Origin of the sequence: Natronoarchaeum sp. GCM10025703 (genome assembly GCF_042661985.1) — an archaeon.
Lineage (GTDB): Archaea > Halobacteriota > Halobacteria > Halobacteriales > Natronoarchaeaceae > Natranaeroarchaeum.
On sequence record NZ_JBHSZF010000001.1, the window covers coordinates 1,049,113 to 1,066,805 of the forward strand.

Annotated in this window: 14 protein-coding genes and 7 pseudogenes; 10 read left to right on the forward strand and 11 right to left on the reverse strand. The window is 53.1% G+C overall.

Going from position 1 to position 17,693, the window contains the following annotated elements; all coding sequences use genetic code 11:
* Positions 1-72: 72 nt before the first annotated feature.
* Positions 73-1,098 (forward strand): PQQ-binding-like beta-propeller repeat protein, encoded by a 1,026-nt coding sequence (locus ACFQH2_RS05935; RefSeq protein WP_377057012.1) that lies wholly within the window; start codon positions 73-75, stop codon positions 1,096-1,098.
* A gap of 198 nt (positions 1,099-1,296) precedes the next feature.
* On the opposite strand, the gene rfbB is transcribed toward ACFQH2_RS05935, so the two are convergent.
* Positions 1,297-2,220: a dTDP-glucose 4,6-dehydratase gene (gene rfbB / locus ACFQH2_RS05940; RefSeq protein WP_377051854.1), complete on the reverse strand. Its 924-nt coding sequence runs from the start codon at positions 2,218-2,220 to the stop codon at positions 1,297-1,299.
* A 54-nt stretch (positions 2,221-2,274) separates the two neighbouring features.
* Here rfbB and rfbD point away from each other — a divergent pair, with 54 nt between their 5' ends.
* Complete coding sequence (gene rfbD, locus ACFQH2_RS05945; protein ID WP_377051856.1) at positions 2,275-3,159, forward strand: dTDP-4-dehydrorhamnose reductase; 885 nt, start codon at positions 2,275-2,277, stop codon at positions 3,157-3,159.
* Between the two features lie 117 nt (positions 3,160-3,276).
* On the opposite strand, the pseudogene ACFQH2_RS05950 reads toward rfbD, so the two are convergent.
* A pseudogene (locus ACFQH2_RS05950) lies at positions 3,277-3,834 on the reverse strand (IS5 family transposase); the annotation flags it as partial.
* A 293-nt stretch (positions 3,835-4,127) separates the two neighbouring features.
* Here ACFQH2_RS05950 and ACFQH2_RS05955 point away from each other — a divergent pair.
* A pseudogene (locus ACFQH2_RS05955) lies at positions 4,128-4,247 on the forward strand (IS5/IS1182 family transposase); the annotation flags it as partial.
* 23 nt (positions 4,248-4,270) lie between these two features.
* On the opposite strand, the pseudogene ACFQH2_RS05960 reads toward ACFQH2_RS05955, so the two are convergent.
* Positions 4,271-4,721: pseudogene (locus ACFQH2_RS05960) on the reverse strand (NUDIX domain-containing protein).
* Positions 4,722-4,866: 145 nt separating this feature from the next.
* On the reverse strand, positions 4,867-6,171 hold the full coding sequence (gene aglM / locus ACFQH2_RS05965; RefSeq protein WP_377051858.1) for a UDP-glucose 6-dehydrogenase AglM: 1,305 nt from the start codon (positions 6,169-6,171) through the stop codon (positions 4,867-4,869).
* A 155-nt stretch (positions 6,172-6,326) separates the two neighbouring features.
* Here aglM and galU point away from each other — a divergent pair, with 155 nt between their 5' ends.
* Positions 6,327-7,139 (forward strand): UTP--glucose-1-phosphate uridylyltransferase GalU, encoded by an 813-nt coding sequence (gene galU / locus ACFQH2_RS05970; protein ID WP_377076542.1) that lies wholly within the window; start codon positions 6,327-6,329, stop codon positions 7,137-7,139.
* A 51-nt stretch (positions 7,140-7,190) separates the two neighbouring features.
* On the forward strand, positions 7,191-8,129 hold the full coding sequence (locus ACFQH2_RS05975; RefSeq protein WP_377051862.1) for a UDP-glucuronic acid decarboxylase family protein: 939 nt from the start codon (positions 7,191-7,193) through the stop codon (positions 8,127-8,129).
* Positions 8,130-8,400: 271 nt separating this feature from the next.
* Here the strand turns inward: ACFQH2_RS05975 and ACFQH2_RS05980 are convergent, their stop codons facing one another.
* The 3 genes and pseudogenes from ACFQH2_RS05980 to ACFQH2_RS05990 all read right to left on the reverse strand — a co-directional run bounded on the left by ACFQH2_RS05980 (position 8,401) and on the right by ACFQH2_RS05990 (position 10,132).
* A complete protein-coding gene (locus ACFQH2_RS05980) occupies positions 8,401-8,580 on the reverse strand; it encodes a hypothetical protein (RefSeq protein ID WP_377051864.1) in 180 nt (59 codons plus the stop codon).
* Positions 8,581-8,586: 6 nt separating this feature from the next.
* Positions 8,587-9,659 (reverse strand): annotated as a pseudogene (locus tag ACFQH2_RS05985) (glucose-1-phosphate thymidylyltransferase).
* A gap of 2 nt (positions 9,660-9,661) precedes the next feature.
* Positions 9,662-10,132 (reverse strand): dTDP-4-dehydrorhamnose 3,5-epimerase family protein, encoded by a 471-nt coding sequence (locus ACFQH2_RS05990; RefSeq protein WP_377051868.1) that lies wholly within the window; start codon positions 10,130-10,132, stop codon positions 9,662-9,664.
* Positions 10,133-10,244: 112 nt separating this feature from the next.
* On the opposite strand from ACFQH2_RS05990, the gene ACFQH2_RS05995 reads away from it, so the two are divergent.
* Positions 10,245-11,420, forward strand: coding sequence for a glycosyltransferase family 4 protein (locus tag ACFQH2_RS05995; RefSeq protein ID WP_377051870.1), 1,176 nt, complete (start codon positions 10,245-10,247; stop codon positions 11,418-11,420).
* A gap of 321 nt (positions 11,421-11,741) precedes the next feature.
* The gene (locus tag ACFQH2_RS06000) at positions 11,742-13,139 is read left to right on the forward strand and encodes an oligosaccharide flippase family protein (RefSeq protein WP_377076543.1); all 1,398 of its coding nucleotides are present in this window, start codon (positions 11,742-11,744) and stop codon (positions 13,137-13,139) included.
* Between the two features lie 101 nt (positions 13,140-13,240).
* Here the strand turns inward: ACFQH2_RS06000 and ACFQH2_RS06005 are convergent, their stop codons facing one another.
* The 3 genes and pseudogenes from ACFQH2_RS06005 to ACFQH2_RS06015 all read right to left on the reverse strand — a co-directional run bounded on the left by ACFQH2_RS06005 (position 13,241) and on the right by ACFQH2_RS06015 (position 14,378).
* Complete coding sequence (locus ACFQH2_RS06005; RefSeq protein WP_377076544.1) at positions 13,241-13,564, reverse strand: glycosyltransferase; 324 nt, start codon at positions 13,562-13,564, stop codon at positions 13,241-13,243.
* A pseudogene (locus ACFQH2_RS06010) lies at positions 13,497-13,802 on the reverse strand (glycosyltransferase); the annotation flags it as partial. The gene ACFQH2_RS06005 and the pseudogene ACFQH2_RS06010, both read right to left, overlap by 68 nt.
* A gap of 21 nt (positions 13,803-13,823) precedes the next feature.
* On the reverse strand, positions 13,824-14,378 hold the full coding sequence (locus ACFQH2_RS06015) for a hypothetical protein (protein ID WP_377076545.1): 555 nt from the start codon (positions 14,376-14,378) through the stop codon (positions 13,824-13,826).
* A 152-nt stretch (positions 14,379-14,530) separates the two neighbouring features.
* Between ACFQH2_RS06015 and ACFQH2_RS06020 the strand changes: the two are divergent.
* Positions 14,531-15,142: pseudogene (locus ACFQH2_RS06020) on the forward strand (transposase); the annotation flags it as partial.
* Positions 15,143-15,386: 244 nt separating this feature from the next.
* A pseudogene (locus ACFQH2_RS06025) lies at positions 15,387-16,026 on the forward strand (IS6 family transposase).
* On the opposite strand, the gene ACFQH2_RS06030 reads toward ACFQH2_RS06025, so the two are convergent.
* Positions 15,950-16,516 (reverse strand): FkbM family methyltransferase, encoded by a 567-nt coding sequence (locus tag ACFQH2_RS06030; RefSeq protein WP_377051067.1) that lies wholly within the window; start codon positions 16,514-16,516, stop codon positions 15,950-15,952. The pseudogene ACFQH2_RS06025 and the gene ACFQH2_RS06030 overlap by 77 nt on opposite strands.
* 371 nt (positions 16,517-16,887) lie before the next feature.
* On the opposite strand from ACFQH2_RS06030, the gene ACFQH2_RS06035 reads away from it, so the two are divergent.
* Entirely contained in the window at positions 16,888-17,505 is a 618-nt protein-coding gene (locus tag ACFQH2_RS06035) for a nitroreductase family protein (protein WP_377076546.1), read from the forward strand.
* Positions 17,506-17,693 lie beyond the last annotated feature (188 nt).

Sequence of the window (17,693 nt, forward strand, 5' to 3'; positions counted from 1 at the left end):
ATGTATGAGTTCTTGTGGTAGATATGACACCTAGTACGTCGCTTAGTATACCGCTCGATAGCCAGAGCTGTCATCGTCGACGGAACGATCTATCTGGGAAGTACGAATCGTACCCTCTACGCAGTGAACGCCGAGGACGGGTCCGAACAGTGGTCCGCAGACGTCGAACGCGACATCGAATCCGCTCCCGCGGTCGTCGACGGAACGGCCTACGTACCAACCCACGACGTCCGTGCACTGGACGCGGCCGATGGGACCGAACAGTGGCGCTTCGAGACCGAATCGAGAGCTCGTGCGGGGGCGGCTGTCGGCGACGGCTCCCTATACGTCGGCGACGAAGAGGGTGTCTTCTACGCGATTGACGCCGACGATGGAACCGAACGCTGGCGGTTCCGGACGGGCGGTTCGATCTGGGCTGCGCCATTGCTCGTCGACGACACCGTCTACGTCGGTAGCAACGATGGGACGGTGTATGCGCTGGCGACCGCCGACGGGACCGAACGATGGCGACTCGTCCCGAACGAGCAGTTCCCGCGCCCGATCACGGGCCGACCCGCAGTCGCCAACGAGACGGTATATATCACGTCCCAGCAGGACTGGCTCTACGCGCTGACCCCGCCGCCCGAACCTGATGCGGTCGCCACGTACGAGCCGGCCGCGCCCATGCCGGAAGAGACAGTAACCTTCGACGGAACCGATTCGGAGAGCCCCGAAAGCCCCATTGATAGCTACGACTGGACGATCGACGGCGACGAGAGACTGACCGGTGAGACCGTTACTCGCGAGTTCGACGAGCCGGGCGAGTACGATATCGAGTTACTCGTCACGAACGAGGCGACCGGTGAGGACAGTACGTCATTCATCGTTACAGTTGACGTGGGTGAAGACGAATCGGCGGGCGAGACTGACGACGAGGGAGAGCAAGACCATGATAACTCAATGTCTGGGGAGACCACGAGCGAATCTGCGGGTGGCGACCAGGACGACGATGGCTCGCCAGGCCCCGGCGTCGTCGGCTCACTGTTCGGTGTCAGTGGGGCAGCGTATGTACTGGGTCGGCTTTCAGGTGGTGTGAGTGATCAGGAGGAGAGGGACTGAGTCTGGGCAGCTCGATTTACTATCGGATTCTCTCTGATGCTGGAAAGCACACGAAACGTACTCTTTTTGTGTTCCTGAACTACCTGGCCAAGCCTCTCCGATTGAGGGTGAGAGCAGAAATGTACTCTCACACTGGTGCTGAGAAGTGGATCAGCTTCAGGATTTTAGTGAGATAGAATATTGCGACCAGTTTGTAACTCACTGCAACCCATCAACGGTCTTCACGAGCCCCTCCTCAAAGGTCCACTCGGGCTTCCAGCCCAGCGCTTCGAGTTTGCTCGTGTCGAGTGCGTAGCGCTGGTCATGGCCCGGTCGGTCCTCGACAAAAGTGATCTGCTCTTCGGAGCCGCTCGTCGCGTCGAGGATCGCCTCAGTCACTTCGAGGTTCGTCCGTTCCTCGCTCGCGCCGACGTTGTACACCTCGCCGGGATTGCCCTCACGGGCGGCGATATCGATCCCGCGGCAGTTGTCGACGACATAGGTCCACTCACGGATGTTCGAACCGTCGCCGTAGACGGGAAGCTCTTCGCCAGCGAGCGAGCGGGTGATGAACTTTGGGATCAGTTTCTCAGTGTGCTGGTGTGGGCCGAAGTTGTTCGAGGAGCGTGTGATGATCGTCGGAAGGTCGTGAGTCTCGTAGTAGCTCCCGACAAGTAAGTCAGCACTCGCCTTCGTTGCAGAGTAGGGGTTCCGCGGCGCAAGCGGGTCGTCTTCCGAGAATTCGCCATCGAGGATTTCGCCGTACACCTCGTCTGTAGAGATCTGGACGAACCGCTCGACGCCGTGCTCGACGGCTGCATCAAGCAGGACGCGCGTGCCGTCCACGTTCGTCGAGACAAACTCACTAGCGTCCTCAATCGAGCGGTCGACGTGGGACTCCGCAGCGAAGTTGAAGATATAATCGGCCTCCGCAACCAGATTATCCATGATCTCCTCGTCCCGGATGTCGCCCTCGATGAACTCGTGACGGTCGTCGTCAAGTGTCTCCTTCAGATTTTCAGTCGTCCCTGCATAGGTGAGCGAGTCAACAGTCGTAATCTCGTCATAGCGATCCGCTTCAAGCGCCCAGTTGACGAAGTTCGAGCCGATGAATCCCGCTCCGCCCGTGACCAAGGCTTTCATTAGGCGGTACTCGAATCGGCAGCACTTTATTTCTTTCTTGTCCAACACGTTTGCATGCACGTACTGGTCATCGGGGCGAACGGGCTTGTCGGGAGTTCGCTGGTTCGAACCTGTCTGGATCGAAGTATCGACGTTTCTGGCACGTATCATACTGAACGGCCCGCATTCGATGTCGATCTGTTCAAGCTCGATATCCGTGATTCCGAACAGGTTCGGGAAATCGTGGAGCAGGTTGAGCCCGACTCTGTTGTGAATTGTGCTGCCTACACTGATGTTGACGGGTGTGAAGAGAACCCAGACCTTGCACGTACTGTCAACGGCGATGCGCCAGGTTATCTGGCCGGAGTCTGTGCCGAACTCGGGATCTCCTTTGTCCACCTCTCGACGGACTACGTCTTTGACGGCGAGGCCGAGGAACCATACGCGGAGAACGACGAACCGAACCCGGTCCAAGTATACGGTAAGACGAAGCTGACGGGCGAACAGCAGGTACTTGACGCCGATCCGGACGCGATCGTCTGTCGGCTCTCCTTCGTCTGGGGACGCCACGGTGCGACTGGGGAACTGGAGGGGTTCCCAGCGTGGGTACTCGCCCGGGCACGTGAGGGGCAGTCGGTGCCAGCCTTTACTGATCAGTATGTGACACCGACGCGCGCGGAGTACGCGGCGGATGTCGTGTTGGCATTACTTGAAGAAGACGTAGATGGTATATTCCACGTCGCGAGCCGAGACTGTGTAACGCCCTATGAATTCGGGAAAGCCTTGATCGAGAGTTCCGGTCTGGCTGATCCGGGATTGGTCGAAGAGGGATCACTTGACGACGTTGATCGGCCCGCCCCGCGACCGGTTTACACGTGTCTGACGACGACACTTGCGAGGACACTGACTAGCCGCGATCGACCAGTCCTTACAGATGAGATATCAGCAGCTCTCGACTGAGCAGTAGAATCGAAAATTGTAGGTTCGCCAGTCAGAGGCGGTACTGATCTCTGTTTTCGATGAAATGATCGCGTTCCTCCTCGTCGGCTCTGGTGAATCGCCAGAAGGCGTTTGATTTCACTGTTTCACGGCTCGCTTGATGTTGTAGACCGCACACATCAGGACGATCTCACGAAATTCGCGGTACCACGCTCAGGCACGCACCGCGTGGCCGAGCGTGCGCTTGATCGTGGAGAAGACGGTCTCAGACAGTGCTCGTTGACCGTATAGAGATCCATCGATCCGCGCGTTGTGCGCGTGATCGATGGGTCGGAACTCGCGGTGCTTGATCAACGGTCTTACACCTTCTTCGCGTAATTTCTCGCGTAATTGCTGCCAATCGTAGCCTTTGTCGGCGGCGAGGCTGGCAATCTCGCCCGCGTTGCGGCGGGCGAGTTGCCAGCCGATCTGCGTGTCGTGACGTTTCTCGGTCGTACAATGAACGTCGAGGACTGCTTGTGTTTTTGTATCGACGAGTGCGGTTGTTTTCAGCGTTTGAACGCGATAATTCGTCCGGCGGCAGTAGTGCTTGCTGGCGGTTTCGCGGTCGAAGAACGTCGCGTCCATCACGGCGTGATCAGCGGTGTCGTGCAGCTGCGCCGAGAGACGCAGCAGCACTCGCCAGATCTTCATCTCTAACGGCTTTGGTGAATCACTAGGCTGCGTCGGGATTGGGGTCTAAACTGACGGGCAATCATGGCGATAATATCCCGGGATTCATTCTCAGCGGCGGCTATCTCCGCAAAACCTTCGATTGATGCTTGTCGAAGGAGGTTACAACGGACGCTCAAAAGCTGTATCCCAACGCCATATGGCGATTCACCAGAGCCCTTTTTTGCCTGTGTAGCCCAGTATAAACGGCTTGAACCAAGTTTACGGCGTTTCCAGACGGTTATCGAAATCATGAGAACTGTTCTATGACACGGTCCGAGACGTTCAACCACCGGACAGGAGTCGAACGAACCAACGATGTAGTCAAGGACTGCGGCCTGAAGCACGTTCGCGCCCGAGGCCGCGTCCACGTACGAACAGAAGTTTTGTCGTTTTAGAGCTATCAACAATGTAGTTGGGGTCAGTTCTGTCCGATTGTGTCGAGATACTGTTCAACGTATCGATGGTGATCCTGATACGGTCGCCGGAACACCTCGAATGCGCTGTGTTGATCATCGGTCGTGATCGCGCTCGAGGCGGCAGCGATAACCAGTCGCGAGGTAGTGTTTCAAGTCGACGTCGTCGATCTCGGATGTGTCATGAAAGTGCTCGTAGATGCCGAGACACTCGTCGATTACCACTGGTTCGTCGAGTTCTTCCTCCGCCACACGGAGGACTGCATTCATGTGATATTCGTTTTTTAGTACCCTTCCGCCGGGGACGAATCATTCGTCTTTCGGAGGTTCATTCTTGCGTTTTCCCAAGAGGACGCCGTCGTCGTATTCGACGACGAGGTCGACTGAGACGAGCGGGACGTGTTCGACAATCGAGTGCCACTCTTCAGACGGGTTCAACTCGCGGTCGGTTGTCATTAATCGAATATGGACCAGCAGTCACTTGAATCCCGACTCGATTCGAGTTGAACCGTGTCAGGCGCAAATCAGCTCTCAGCTACTGAGACCGCTTGTCGGCATCTCCAGTGCCTCGTTCTGACCCACAAGCTAGAGACACTCGAGGTCACCAGGTTAATCCCTCGTACGTGATTCCGTTGCGGCGCTCGATGATTCGTCTACCGTCGACAACGATCGGGGCGGCCATCGCGTCGAACTCTTCGTCAAGCGTCTTGAACTCGTCCCAGTCGGTGACGACGACCGCGCCATCGGCGTCGGCTAGCGCGCCTGCGGCCGAGTTGGCGTACGCGACATCATCGAGATACTCTTTGGCGTTTTCCGTTGCGACGGGATCGTAGGCGGTCACGGCCGCCCCACGCTCTTGAAGTCGATGGATCACAGGGATTGCCTGCGAATTCCGCATGTCGTCGGTTCCAGGTTTGAATGCCAAACCGAGCACGGCGATCCGTGCACCGTCAAGCGTACGATGCTCCGCGAGTTGATCGACCAATCGGTGCGGCTGGCGGTTGTTGACCTCGACGGCCGCGTTCAGAAGCGGCGGTTCGTATCCAGCGTCTGTAGCCGCCGCGATGATTGCTGCTACGTCCTTTCCGAAGCAGCTTCCACCCCACCCCACGCCGCTACGGAGGAACTGCTCGCCGATGCGGTCGTCGAGGCCGATCGCGGCCGCGACTTCATATGAGTCGATCCCGAACTCCTCACAGATGTTTCCGAGGTCGTTGATGAGGCTGATCTTCGCCGCAAGGAAGCTGTTGTTAGCGTACTTAATCATCTCCGCGGTGCGAGTGTCGGTCTCAACGACCGGCGCATCGGCCTGGCTGACAAGCGGGTCGAACACATGGCGAGCGTCTGCGAGTGCGTGCTCGTCGTCGGCACCGAGGACAACCTTGTCCGGGTGTAGGAAGTCCTCAACAGCGGTCCCCTCGCGCAGGAACTCCGGATTCATCCCGACGCCAAAGTCCTCGCCAGCGGTCTTGCCGCTCTCTGCTTCGAGGATCGGTGTGATGACATCCTCCGTGGATCCGGGCACGACCGTGCTTTTGACGATCACCGTGTGCCAGTCGGGAGCATTCCCGAGAGTCTGCCCGAGTTGGGTTGCGCCTGCTTCCATGATCGAGAGGTCGATGCTGCCGTCGTCGTTTTGTGGGGTCGGCAGGCAGAGGAACGTTACGTCTGTATCGAGGACGGTGTCGTAGTCCGTGGTCCCCCGGAGGCGGCCGGTACCCTTGGGGCCGGCGTGGTCGGCGATGAGTTCGTCGAGTCCTGTCTCGTGGATGGGGGCCTGCCCGTGGTTAATCGTCTTTACGATCTCCTCGTCGATATCTATGTTGACCACGTCGTGCCCGAGATCCGCGAAACACGCCGCGATTGTCGTTCCCACGTAGCCACTGCCGATGATGGAAAGACGCATCTCAACTGTCCATTCGTGAGTCACTGATAAGAAACGTCTGGTCAGGTTCCCATTCAGGGTTCTCAAGGGTCGTTGTGAAGTCCGAATCTCAGACCGACAGGTTACGATCCAATGACAAACAATATTTATCGGGAGCGTTGACATCGTTATGACTCATGGATGTAACGAAGGCAGTCATTCCTGCAGCGGGGTTCGGTACTCGCTTCTTGCCGGTGACCAAGGCGCAACCGAAAGAGATGATGCCCGTCTTGGACAAGCCAACGATCCAGTATGTGGTCGAGGAAGCAGTCGAATCCGGGATTGACGATATTCTCATCATTACCGGCCGCGGTAAGCAGGCTATCGAACGGCACTTCGACAAGTCCTACGAACTTGAAGAGGAACTGGAGGCTGACGGAAAGCTTGATCGGCTCGATCGCGTACAGGAGATCGCGGATCTAGCTGACATTCACTACGTTCGGCAGAAAGAACGAGACGGCCTCGGTGACGCCGTGTTGTACGCTCAAAAACACGTGGGTGACGAACCGTTCGCGCTCCTGTTGGGCGACACAATCATCGAGAACGGAACGCCATGCACCGAGAACCTCATTTCAGCTGCCGAGAAACATGACACATCGACGCTCTCGCTCGAACGGGTTCCCTGGGAGCAAGTACCCTCGTATGGAGTCGCTGATACCGCTGACGTGGACGCGACTGCGGAGAGCTTCCCAGTCAACGATTTCGTCGAAAAACCCCCACAGGACGAAGCTCCCTCGAATCTCGCGATTACGGGAAGATACATTCTTACCTCGAAGATCTTCGGCATCCTCGAAGCAACGGAGCCAGGTGTCGGTGGTGAACTCCAACTAACGGATGCGATTCAGAAAACTCGACGACGTGCGTGGCGTCGAACTCGACGGCGACCGCTACGACATCGGGAACATCCCGAGTTGGCTGCAAGCGAACATCGAAATGGCGCTTCGCCATGACGACGGCGATATGAACGGCGCTGTTCAGGAACTCCTGGAGGAGCAGTTCGAGTGAGCCGAATTCTCGTCACTGGGGCGGCAGGCTTCCTCGGGTCGTTCCTCTGTGATCGGCTGTTGGCGGACGGTCACGAAGTCATCGGGATGGACAATCAGGTGAGCGGGCGGACAGCGAATCTAGACGACGCCTTCTATCACGAGCGATTCTCATTCTATGAGCACGACGTGACGGAGTTCATCCATGTTTCCGGCGAGTTGGACGCGGTCCTTCATTTAGCGAGTCTCGCGTCACCAGTGTTCTACCGGGATTACCCGATCAAGACGCTGAAGGTGGGCGCACTCGGCACGCACAAGACGCTCGGGTTGGCGAAGGAAAAAGAAGCGACGTACCTGTTCACGTCGACGAGCGAGGTGTATGGCGACCCCGAAGTGAACCCACAGCCGGAGTCCTACCGCGGGAATGTGGATCCCTATGGGCCGCGCTCTTGTTACGACGAGTCGAAGCGCTATGGAGAGTCGCTGGTGCGTGCCTATCGAGACAAACACGATCTGGATGTCCGGGTGGCCCGGATCTTCAACACGTACGGGCCGCGGATGCGGCTTGATGACGGCCGTGTGATCCCGAACTTTATGAAGCAGGCACTGACGGGCAAGGATCTGACTGTGTACGGCGACGGGGAACAGACGCGGAGCTTCTGTTACGTGTCGGATATGATCGATGGCTTGGTGGCGTTGCTGGAGTCCGAAGTGCAAGAGCCAGTGAATATTGGAAACCCCGACGAGCGGACGATAAACGAACTGGCAGAAGTTGTGTCGGAGGTGACTGGGAGTGAGAGCGGAATAACGTATGAGGAGCTCCCGCCGCAGGATCCGGAGGTTCGGCGGCCAGACATCACGAAAGCGTGTTCGGAGTTGGGGTGGGAGCCTGAAGTAGGATTGCGGAATGGGTTACGTGAATCGGTCGAGTACTTCCGACAACAAATCAATTTGTAACTACCCGATTTGATCCGGGATCTGTGAGGTGATCTGGCCATCCGGTCGTTTTGTGTCTGTAAGCTTAATATTATCCAGAGAACATATTGACCTAGCCACTGGGGCAGCGAAAGTATGGGGCTTCTCGTTATCGGCGCAAACGGGCAACTTGGCAGTAACGTCGTTCGCGCGGGACAGGTTTAGACGTTTCACACATAGAGGCGACGCTGGACCGTTCGCAAACGACACTGCGAGAAGATGTGGAAGCTATTCGGGATATCTTCGAGTCGAACTATACCTGATATCGGTCTCGGTTACCGAGGAAGTGATTGCGCGCGTCTTCCGGGAGATCCTCAAAGTGGAGAACCTCCTGACAGCCGAGTCCTGGACACTTCATGACGCGATTGTCCTCCAGTTCGTTCGCCGCGACGACGGTACCACAGGTCGGACAAGTGTGGGTGATGATTCTCATTTTTAGTTAGAGTTTGAGCTGGGAGTTCTCGCCGACGACGAGTCGGCGTCCTTCGGGAAGGAGTTCTTCGGCGCTTTCGACGTTCGCGTTCCGTCCGAGTAGGCTGTCGACGATCCGGCCCGACGCCGTGAGTTCAGAGTTGCCGATGACGACGCTGTTTTCGATGTGGACGCTTTCAAGCGTGGAGTTCGCGCCAATGGAGGTGTAGGGCCCGACATAGGCGCCACTCCCGATTGTCGTGTTCTTGTCGATGGAAACCGGGCCACGGACGACCGCACCGTCCTTGATGGTGGCAGATTCGTGGAGCTCGACGCGGCCTTCGACTTCCGCCCCCGTCTCGATAGTACCTGCTGTTTCGAGGCTCTCATCTTCGAGAACGAGCCGATTCGCTTCGAGGATGTCCTCGGGCTTTCCGGTGTCTTTCCACCAGCCGGTCACGACGTGCGAATCGATCTCGTGACCGTCTTCGAGGAGATCCTGTATCGCGTCGGTGATTTCGAGCTCGCCACGCCATGACGGTTCGAGGTCGTCGATGGCATCGAAGACCGCGGGTGAGAAGACGTACATCCCGATGAGAGCGAGATTCGTCGGCGGATCGTCGGGCTTCTCAATGAGTTCGGTGACGTTGTCCTCGTCGTCGACGTCGGCAATGCCGAACGCCTGTGGGTTGTCCACTTCTTGGAGCGCGATGCCTGCGCCGTAGTCACCCGCCTCGAAGCTCTCTACGAGGCTAGTGACGCCGGATTTGAGGATGTTGTCGCCGAGATACATCACGAAATCGTCGTCGCCGACGAAGTCTCGGGCGCAGCCTGCGGCATGTGCGAGTCCAAGGGGTTCCCCTGGATGATGTAGGTGATTTTGACGCCGTACTCGGAGCCGTCGCCGAGAAGTTCTTGGATCTCATCTCTACCTTTATTCCCAAGGATGACGCCGATTTCGGTAATGCCGGCTTCCTTGAGGTCTTCAATCGCGTATTCGAGGACTGGTTTGTTTGCGACTGGTACAAGCTGCTTGGGTCCCGTGTGGGTTATGGGACGGAGTCTAGATCCGGTCCCGCCCGAAAGAAGAACACCCTTCATGATTATCCACTCGGTTCTTCGTCCCAGTCAAAAGGTATTCTATCTGTATCATATGGAAGACGTTCTTCATCAGGTTCGTCATAATCGTAGAGATTCGACGGGAAGTTAATGAGGAATGCGGGCTCATCACTGATAGCTTTGAACCCGTGCCAGCAATCACCGGGGATCCTGATTACTTTTTGATTGTGTTCGCCGATAATGTGAGTTTCGAGTTCACCTTGTGTGGGTGAATCGTTGCGGTCGTCATAGACGGCGATCTGGATTCGTCCTTTAGGGCAGACGAAGTAGTCAATTTGACCGCGGTGGTGCTTATGCCAGGCTCTAGTTATTCCTGGGTAGGTCATTGAATAGTACGACATTGTGGGATTAGGGTCATACTCATCCCAGTCCTTTCGGTAGATTTCAACCAAATGCCCCCGTTCGTCCGTGTTTACTTGTAGATTGCGGACCTCAACACCGTGGATTTGGACCATTACTTACCCAACACTAATAGATCGACTTAGGCGTTTGGAATTACTAAAGATCAACTCACGTGATCAACTGCGATGTCGCAACATTTTCTATACTGACCCCTAATTAGTGATTATGAAAATAAACGTGCTTCTCCCTCATTTCGGGTTATCAGGCGGGATCCGAAGCGTCGTCGAAATCACGAACAGACTGGTTGATAGGGGCCACAATGTGACGATTATCACTTCTCACATCGCTCCTACGATGCCTCATTCAATAATGGGTTCCCTTCGCACGGTGTGTGCGTCTGGACTCGGAACAGTCTCACGGGTCTCGCAAACGCTTGACTGGCTGCCTGTAAAAGCCGATAAGCAAAAGATACTACATATGGAACCGCGGTTCGATAGAATGCTTGAACGCTGGATTCCTGAAGCCGATTGTACTATAGCAACAGCGTGGGAAACAGCATACCCTGTGGCCACTCTGAGTGAATCAAAGGGACAAAAGTTTTATTTCGTTCAGCACTACGAAATTTGGCCAGTCTGGGACGACTCTGATTGCTGGGAAGAAGCGTCAGCGCTTGATGGTAGACCCTCTGTAAATATGACTAAAGTTACTCCGGATGATCCACATCTTCAATCCTACAAGAAGCTCGTTGACGAGTCGTATGAACTTTCTCTTGACCTCATTATCACTTCGGAGTGGGAAGAAGACGTGCTTGATGAACTCGGTCACGAACACTGTGGAAAAGTGAAATACGGGATCGATTTTGATACATTCTATCCAGACCTGAATGTGGACGACGACGATGATCCCACCATCCTCGCATTGTATCGTAACTCACGAGAAAAGGGAGATGAACAGGCTATTGAGTCGTTCAAACGTCTCCATGAGGAACGACCTGACGTTAATTACCTCATGTTCGGGACTAAAGAGCGTCCCGTGATTCCCGACTTTGTTGAATTCCACGAAGATCCTTCACAGGAGAACATTCGAAGACTTTATTCTCAAGCAGACATATTCGTTTATCCGAGTTGGGTTGAAGGTTACGGGATGCCTCCGATGGAGGCTATGGCATGTAAAACTGCAGTTGTCTCTACGGATGTTGGTGCGGTGCGTGAGTACTCCCCAGAGAAGTCTGTGAAGTTTATTCCGGCACGTCAGACTGTTCCAATTGTTACAGCCGTAAAAAATCTTCTTGATAACCCCGAGAGAGTTGAAAGGATGAAAGGTCAGTGTCACGAATATATTCAGCAGTTCACTTGGGACAATGCAACCGATCAATTTGAAAACATCCTTATAGATCGTTGAATCTCGGAGATATTCGTTGTGCCATTGAAACTAACCGAAGATTCTCCTATGACTGGTCATTCTCAAAAATTTTAACATATGGTCACAATGTTGGTATATATTGGGGTTAATTATAGTATCATTAATGCTATAAAATATAATATTGATGCTATAGAATTTAAAATTTATTAAATTATATGTGTGTTTATGTGTGGTCATTTTGATTTCAGGCTCAGCTCTGAGCTTATATGATAAAGGGTTAGTACTTTCGTAAAAGAGTTCTTGAAAACACGATGAATATTGCTCGTTCTACCTCTAAACTGTTCTTAGCCAACATTAGTAGTGCAATCCTTCAATTTGCAGCTATCATATATTTCAGAAAGTGCCATCGGATTATCAACTATTGGAATATTTTTTCTTTTCCAAGCTGTTTTAGGCATCTTGGCAATTCCTGCCGATTTTGGATTACGTGGTGCTATCGAAAAGCGGATTAGCGAGGAACAGGATCAGGGGGCATTTCTTGCTAGTGCTTTTATAATCAAATCTGTCCCAATAGTGATTATTTGTTCTGCAATCGCGCTTACCGCCCCTTATATAAACGAATATGTCGGGACCACTGTAGCAGTTTATTTGATTATTGCTATTTTACTACAAGAAATAGCCAATCTTTCTATTTCCGTACTTAAAGGCGAGCTTCGGGTAGAAGAAACTGCCTCCTTACAGATACTTAGGAAGATCATCTGGGTTGTGACCTCAGTCTTGTTGGTGATCCACGGATTGGAAGTTGAAGCTTTGATTTTTGGCATACTTTCTGGATTGGTTACTGTATCTGTGATTGGATGGCTCCGTGTATCTATCCAACCCACAAGACCATCGCTTAAGCATTTCCGATCGCTATTTTCATATGCGAAGTATAATCTAGTCTCCTCTGTCGGAGGATACTTTTATAATTGGATGGATATTGTCATCATTGGTTACTTTCTCTCACCGTCACATGTCGGAGCTTACGAAATCGCTTGGCGTATCACAAGTTTCACCATCATATTTAGTAAAGCGCTCTCTACAACATTTTTCCCGCAGGTCAGTAACTGGCACGCTTCTGATTCAAAGGAGAAAATTGAAACGAAGCTAACGGAATTGTTAGCACTGACTCCGTTAATAGTTGTTCCCGCATTCTTTGGGGTGGCACTATATTCTGTTGAGATCCTCTCTATTGTTTTTAGTGAAGATGCTGCAATTGCGTGGTTAGCCCTGATAGTCCTGATGACTGATGAAATAACTGAATCGGTACAGACTGTCTTAGGTAGATCATTACAAGCTGTTAATCGGCCTGATCTTGCCGCGCGTGCAACTATTGTAGCAGTGATACTAAATCTTATATTAAATGTACTGCTTATTCAGCAATATGGTATCGCTGGTGCAGCAGTGGCTACGACTTTAGCTTCACTTGTCGGTGGGGTGATACTTCACTGGTATTATTTACAGAGATTTCTTACAATTCGCGCACCAATTCGGGCATGGTTTGAATGTTGTGTAGCGTCGGGGTTAATGGCTGTGTGCTTGTTGGTACTGGAACAAATAACTCCAGTGGAAACCATAGTGCAGCTCACTATTGTAATTGTGGTGGGTGTTATTTCCTATTCTATATTTGTACTTTTTAGCCCCACTCTCAAGACGTTGGTGCGAGATCAACTTAACCAATTACGGTCGGGTTCTGGTGAATCGCTATACACGAGCTAATTTTGGTGGGTCACGGCTCATTTTATATTCGCTGACTCGATAGGAACTACCGATAATATCCTCCTCTCTATTGTATCAATCTAATGTCGCTTGACGCTATTTCATGCGGATATGTAAGCAGTAGAGACTAGCTCTTCAACAACGGGGGCAAGAGCATTGTAACTGTACTTTTTAACACATCGCTGCCTAGCTTTTGTCCCCAGTTCTTCACATAGCTCCGGATCGTTGTACAGGGCGAGGATCGACTCCCGCAATTCTCCAACGTCCCCCGGCTTTATAATCCGACCGCAACCCTCCAAGACGATCGGTAGATCACTCACATCGCTTGCTATCACAGGCTTACCCATTGCCATCGCGTCAAACACTTTCAGAAGGCATCTGTCCCCACGTCGCAGGACTGTTTTCCTGTGGAATCGCGATGGCATCCGCAGCTGCGATCCACTTCGGAATCTTATCGAATGGCTGCATTCCGCGAATAATGATTGAGTCCCCGCCAAGCCGACGGACTTTGTCGACATACTCAGAGTCGTGTGCTCCGACAATCACTGTCTGTACGTCATCCCGTCCGATTTCTGTTACCGCTTTCGCAAGGTTATGAACGCCTTTGTACGGTTGAGGTGTCCCTACGAACATCACAAGAAATTCTTCGGCAGGTAAGTCGAGGTCGTTTCGTACGGCCGATTTTCAGAAGCGTGATGGATCTAGTTTCTCGGTGTCTTTTGCATGCGGGACGAGGGTGCCACTGAATCGATCTTGGAGAAAGTGGTTCGAGACGGACCGGGCATCCGCTACACCTGAAAGGGCTTCGAGAAATCTTTTATAATAATACGAGTTCATTGATGCTAATCTGGGAACCCCTTTTAAAACCGTTTCCAGCCGTCCGTGTCGGTAACTAAAACCCGTCTCCCAGTCATCGATATCGAGGATGAGCGGTCTATCGCGGCCAATTGTCGCTAACAAGCCGAGACCATAACTAGTCGTCCGAGGCTTTGACACGTAAACGAGATCTCCGGAGATCCGATCCAAAAGACTCGGAACGGCGAACGGGAACTGATACACTCGTGATCCCGTTTCGACCCCTTTGTACTCGTACTCGTCCTTGATCGGTTCCCATACCGTCCCTTTGAGTTTTGGCCCCACGATTTCGACATCGTAATTCTGTTCGATAAGCTGCGCGAGAACGTACGCGCGACCGAGACAGTTGTGCGAGAGATCGGGAGATACGACCGATATGAGCATCTTACAACCATATCTGTTACTGAGTCATATAAATTGATACATGTGTGTTTATCCCGAAGTATCGGCAGCTGGCACAGCGTGAGCCCGTGAGATCATTAGATTATTGTTGATGACTCGACAGAGTTCTCTGCAGGGATTGCGCTGATCACTCCCGCGCCATTCCCCTGGAAGGCGAGAAGAGCCATGATGTGGTTGATGGCCTCTTGCGGAGTAAATTGACGTTAGGGTCGAAACACAATTCAATCCGGACAGTATGAGGGAAATCGGTCGCCGGACACAAACCGGTTCCGCGTCGTCGTCGGCCGCAACAAGGACGACGACGACTACCATCTGTACATCACGAACGTGCCGCGAGAAGAATTTCTCCCGGAAGATCTAGCAACGCTGTATCGGTGTCGATGGGAGGTAGAAACGCTGTTTCGTGAATTGAAGACGCAGTACGAATTGGACGAGTTCGACACGAGCAACCCTGTTGTCGTAGAGATTTTGGTGTATGCGGCGTTGCTGTCGCTGTTGGTGAGTGGTGAGCTGTTGGCTCTGGTCACTGAGCAGGCCGCTGATGAGATCGTGTTTCCGCCGGAACGCTGGGCGGCGACCTTCCGGTCGCACGCCAGCTCATCCTCCACGAACTCGGTGAGTACCTTGGCTACTCGCCACCGCCGTTGCTGGAACGGCTGATCGAAGAGGCACAGAAGATTCATCAGCAACGACCGATCTTACAAGAGACGCTCGCTACCGCTACGCAACCGAGGTGTGAGGCTTAGCTAAAGACGAATGGAGCTACTAGTTTATCCCCGGTCGTCGTTGGAACAGTAAGTGTCTCTCGCGTACCGTTGGCACCAATCGAAGAGGAGCCGTATCCGATATCATCCTCCTGGGGCTGGCTGAACTCGATCTCGCCGACGGAGTCGGAGAGTGCGGACTCCACGACCTCGATGTTATATAAGCTGTTCCGCTCAAGGTGGTCGTGTTAAGTTAGGAACGAGGCGGTCGAAGATTCGGATGTTCATGGCCGAAACCGACCGCCTCAACGAATCTACAGACTGGATCAACTTGGAGTTTGTGCAGCGTGAGAGGACACCCCTGCAGCTCATTAAAAAGGGTATTCGCCACCATCTTGCGGGCCTATCACTCTCGAATACAGTTGTGTTACTTGAGGAGTCGGGTGTCAAACGCAGTCGCACTGCGGTTCACAACTGGGTTCAAAAAGCGGATTTACAGCCGAGCGGCGGTGAGAATCTGGATCGAGTTGCGGTCGATCAAAAATCGATCCGGATCAACGACGAGTAATACTGGCTGTACACCGCGGTTGATCCTGAATCCAACAAAATTCTCCATTCACGACTGTTCCCAACGTATACGGTGCCGATTGCACGAGAGTTTCTCACTGAACTGACCGAGAAACACGCCGTCACAGACGCCGTGTTTCTCGTCGATGACGCAGATGACCTCATCGCCGGCCTTCGACGAGAAAATCTCAGCTACCGCGTCCAGCAACACGGCTTTCAGAAACGCCGTCGAACGTGTCTTTCGTGAGGTAGAACGACGAACATCTTCGTTTTCAAACTGCTTCAGCCACGTTGATCCAGATACCGCAGAATCATGGCTACAAGCTCACGCCGTCTGGTGGAATCAATGGCTAAGTTAACACCGCCCTCAAGGTCCTGTCGTAGCATCTCCACATTTGGCGGATAGGGTTCAAATGCGATGACCTTCCCATGTCGGCACTTTGTCGCGGCAAAAAGCGAGTAGAGACCGGTATTCGCCCCGATATCGTACACTACGTCGTCCTCCTTTTTAATTGATCCGAAGAAATCATAAATCTCCTCGGATTCTTGCCGGAAGCGTTGCCGGTTCCGTTCTACCAGCGTTGGGGTCGGTGCAGAGAACTCGACGGTTCGATCGTCGATATTTAGCGAGTAGTATCCGCGTACGGAAATCGCTCGGCAATAGCTCTTTGTGTGCAGTTTTCGTAGGGTCTTCTTACATAAAACGAGAGCTCCGTCCTCTCGATAGACGGAGCGCACCCGATGACGAGAGATGTCACGTTCGAGTCCAGATTGCTGGACTGACGATATATCTGTTGTGATATCTACATCGAATAAGAGTGAGTTGCTTCTGTGTCTCGGATGTCCCATGCCTGTGTCAGTCCTCTTGCAACAATTACTGGATGATTTCGGTACTCAATCGCGCGAGTTCGGTCTACCATGAGGAGGGTACCAGCACCCTTCTACGCAAAGAGAAGCACTTCGCCTATCGGCAGTTCTTTACGCACGTCGTCTGGAGCGTTCTTCCGAAGAACCGTGCCCTTCGATTCAATCACCGGTCGCGGATTCTGACTGCGCTGTACTTTCATGTCACTGGAATGTTCTACAGCGAACAACGCTCCGTGTTGTCCGGGCTCGCGGCGTACGAAGTGTTCGAATCTCAACGATAGGCACCATGCCATCAGATCATACGGAGTGTGCATAGGATTGAAGAAGGGCTCTCGATGCCTAACCGACGCTCGGTGTTCGCCGAGTCGTACATCCGAAAGGTCGTTGCTGATCTAGTGACGGCATGGGACCCGGAATCCGACGACGAACAACTCAAGTGGGCCGTTGACGTCTTATCAAAATATTTTGACGCCGTGGATCAAACCGAGATCATCATTGAGGCCGAGTCGGAGTTCCCCTCAGAGATCGAGTATACTCCGGACGGTCGCGTCCTGTTCCCGCGTCGCGAGCTCGGTGAGTCTCCAGTGTCACCTGAGCAGATGGAACAATTAGCGGTCCAGCGAACGAGCACTCGGTGGTTTCAGGACCGGGAAGTTCCTCGAGAGGAGACCGACGAAGCATTGGAAGTCGCTATGCAGTCGCCGAGCACCTGCAACAGACAGTCCTACCAGTATCTATTGTTTGATGACCGTGAACTGATTGACGAGCTATCGTCTCTTGCTATCGGTGCTTCTGGATATAGTGATAACGTCCCATCCCTCGCGGTGATCGTCGACAAGCAGCGAGCGTATTTTAATGATCGCGACAAACACGTCATCTACATTGATATCAGTCTTTCGGAATGGCTTCCAGTTTGCACTAGAGACGCAGGGACTTGCTTCTCGCTGCATCAACTGGCCAGCGATCCCTAATAACGAGCGGAAATTGCAATCACTTCTTAATTTGGAGTCTGATGAGACCGTCGTCATGCTCATGGCGATTGGGTATCCTGATCCGGATGGAATGATCCCCTACTCAGAAAAGTAGACAATCAAGTCGGTGCGATCTTATAATGATTTGTGAGAATTCACTCAGTGGGCATCTTTTCTCATAATTTACT

Coding starts and splice junctions, on each gene's coding strand:
- rfbB (WP_377051854.1), bottom strand. CDS start 2,220: ATGAAAGCCTTGGTCACGGGCGGAGCGGGATTCATCGGCTCGAACTTC.
- ACFQH2_RS05995 (WP_377051870.1), top strand. CDS start 10,245: ATGAAAATAAACGTGCTTCTCCCTCATTTCGGGTTATCAGGCGGGATC.
- ACFQH2_RS06005 (WP_377076544.1), bottom strand. CDS start 13,564: ATGCCATCGCGATTCCACAGGAAAACAGTCCTGCGACGTGGGGACAGA.
- ACFQH2_RS06015 (WP_377076545.1), bottom strand. CDS start 14,378: ATGCTCATATCGGTCGTATCTCCCGATCTCTCGCACAACTGTCTCGGT.
- ACFQH2_RS05990 (WP_377051868.1), bottom strand. CDS start 10,132: ATGGTCCAAATCCACGGTGTTGAGGTCCGCAATCTACAAGTAAACACG.
- ACFQH2_RS05980 (WP_377051864.1), bottom strand. CDS start 8,580: ATGAGAATCATCACCCACACTTGTCCGACCTGTGGTACCGTCGTCGCG.
- ACFQH2_RS06030 (WP_377051067.1), bottom strand. CDS start 16,516: ATGGGACATCCGAGACACAGAAGCAACTCACTCTTATTCGATGTAGAT.
- rfbD (WP_377051856.1), top strand. CDS start 2,275: ATGCACGTACTGGTCATCGGGGCGAACGGGCTTGTCGGGAGTTCGCTG.
- aglM (WP_377051858.1), bottom strand. CDS start 6,171: ATGCGTCTTTCCATCATCGGCAGTGGCTACGTGGGAACGACAATCGCG.
- galU (WP_377076542.1), top strand. CDS start 6,327: ATGGATGTAACGAAGGCAGTCATTCCTGCAGCGGGGTTCGGTACTCGC.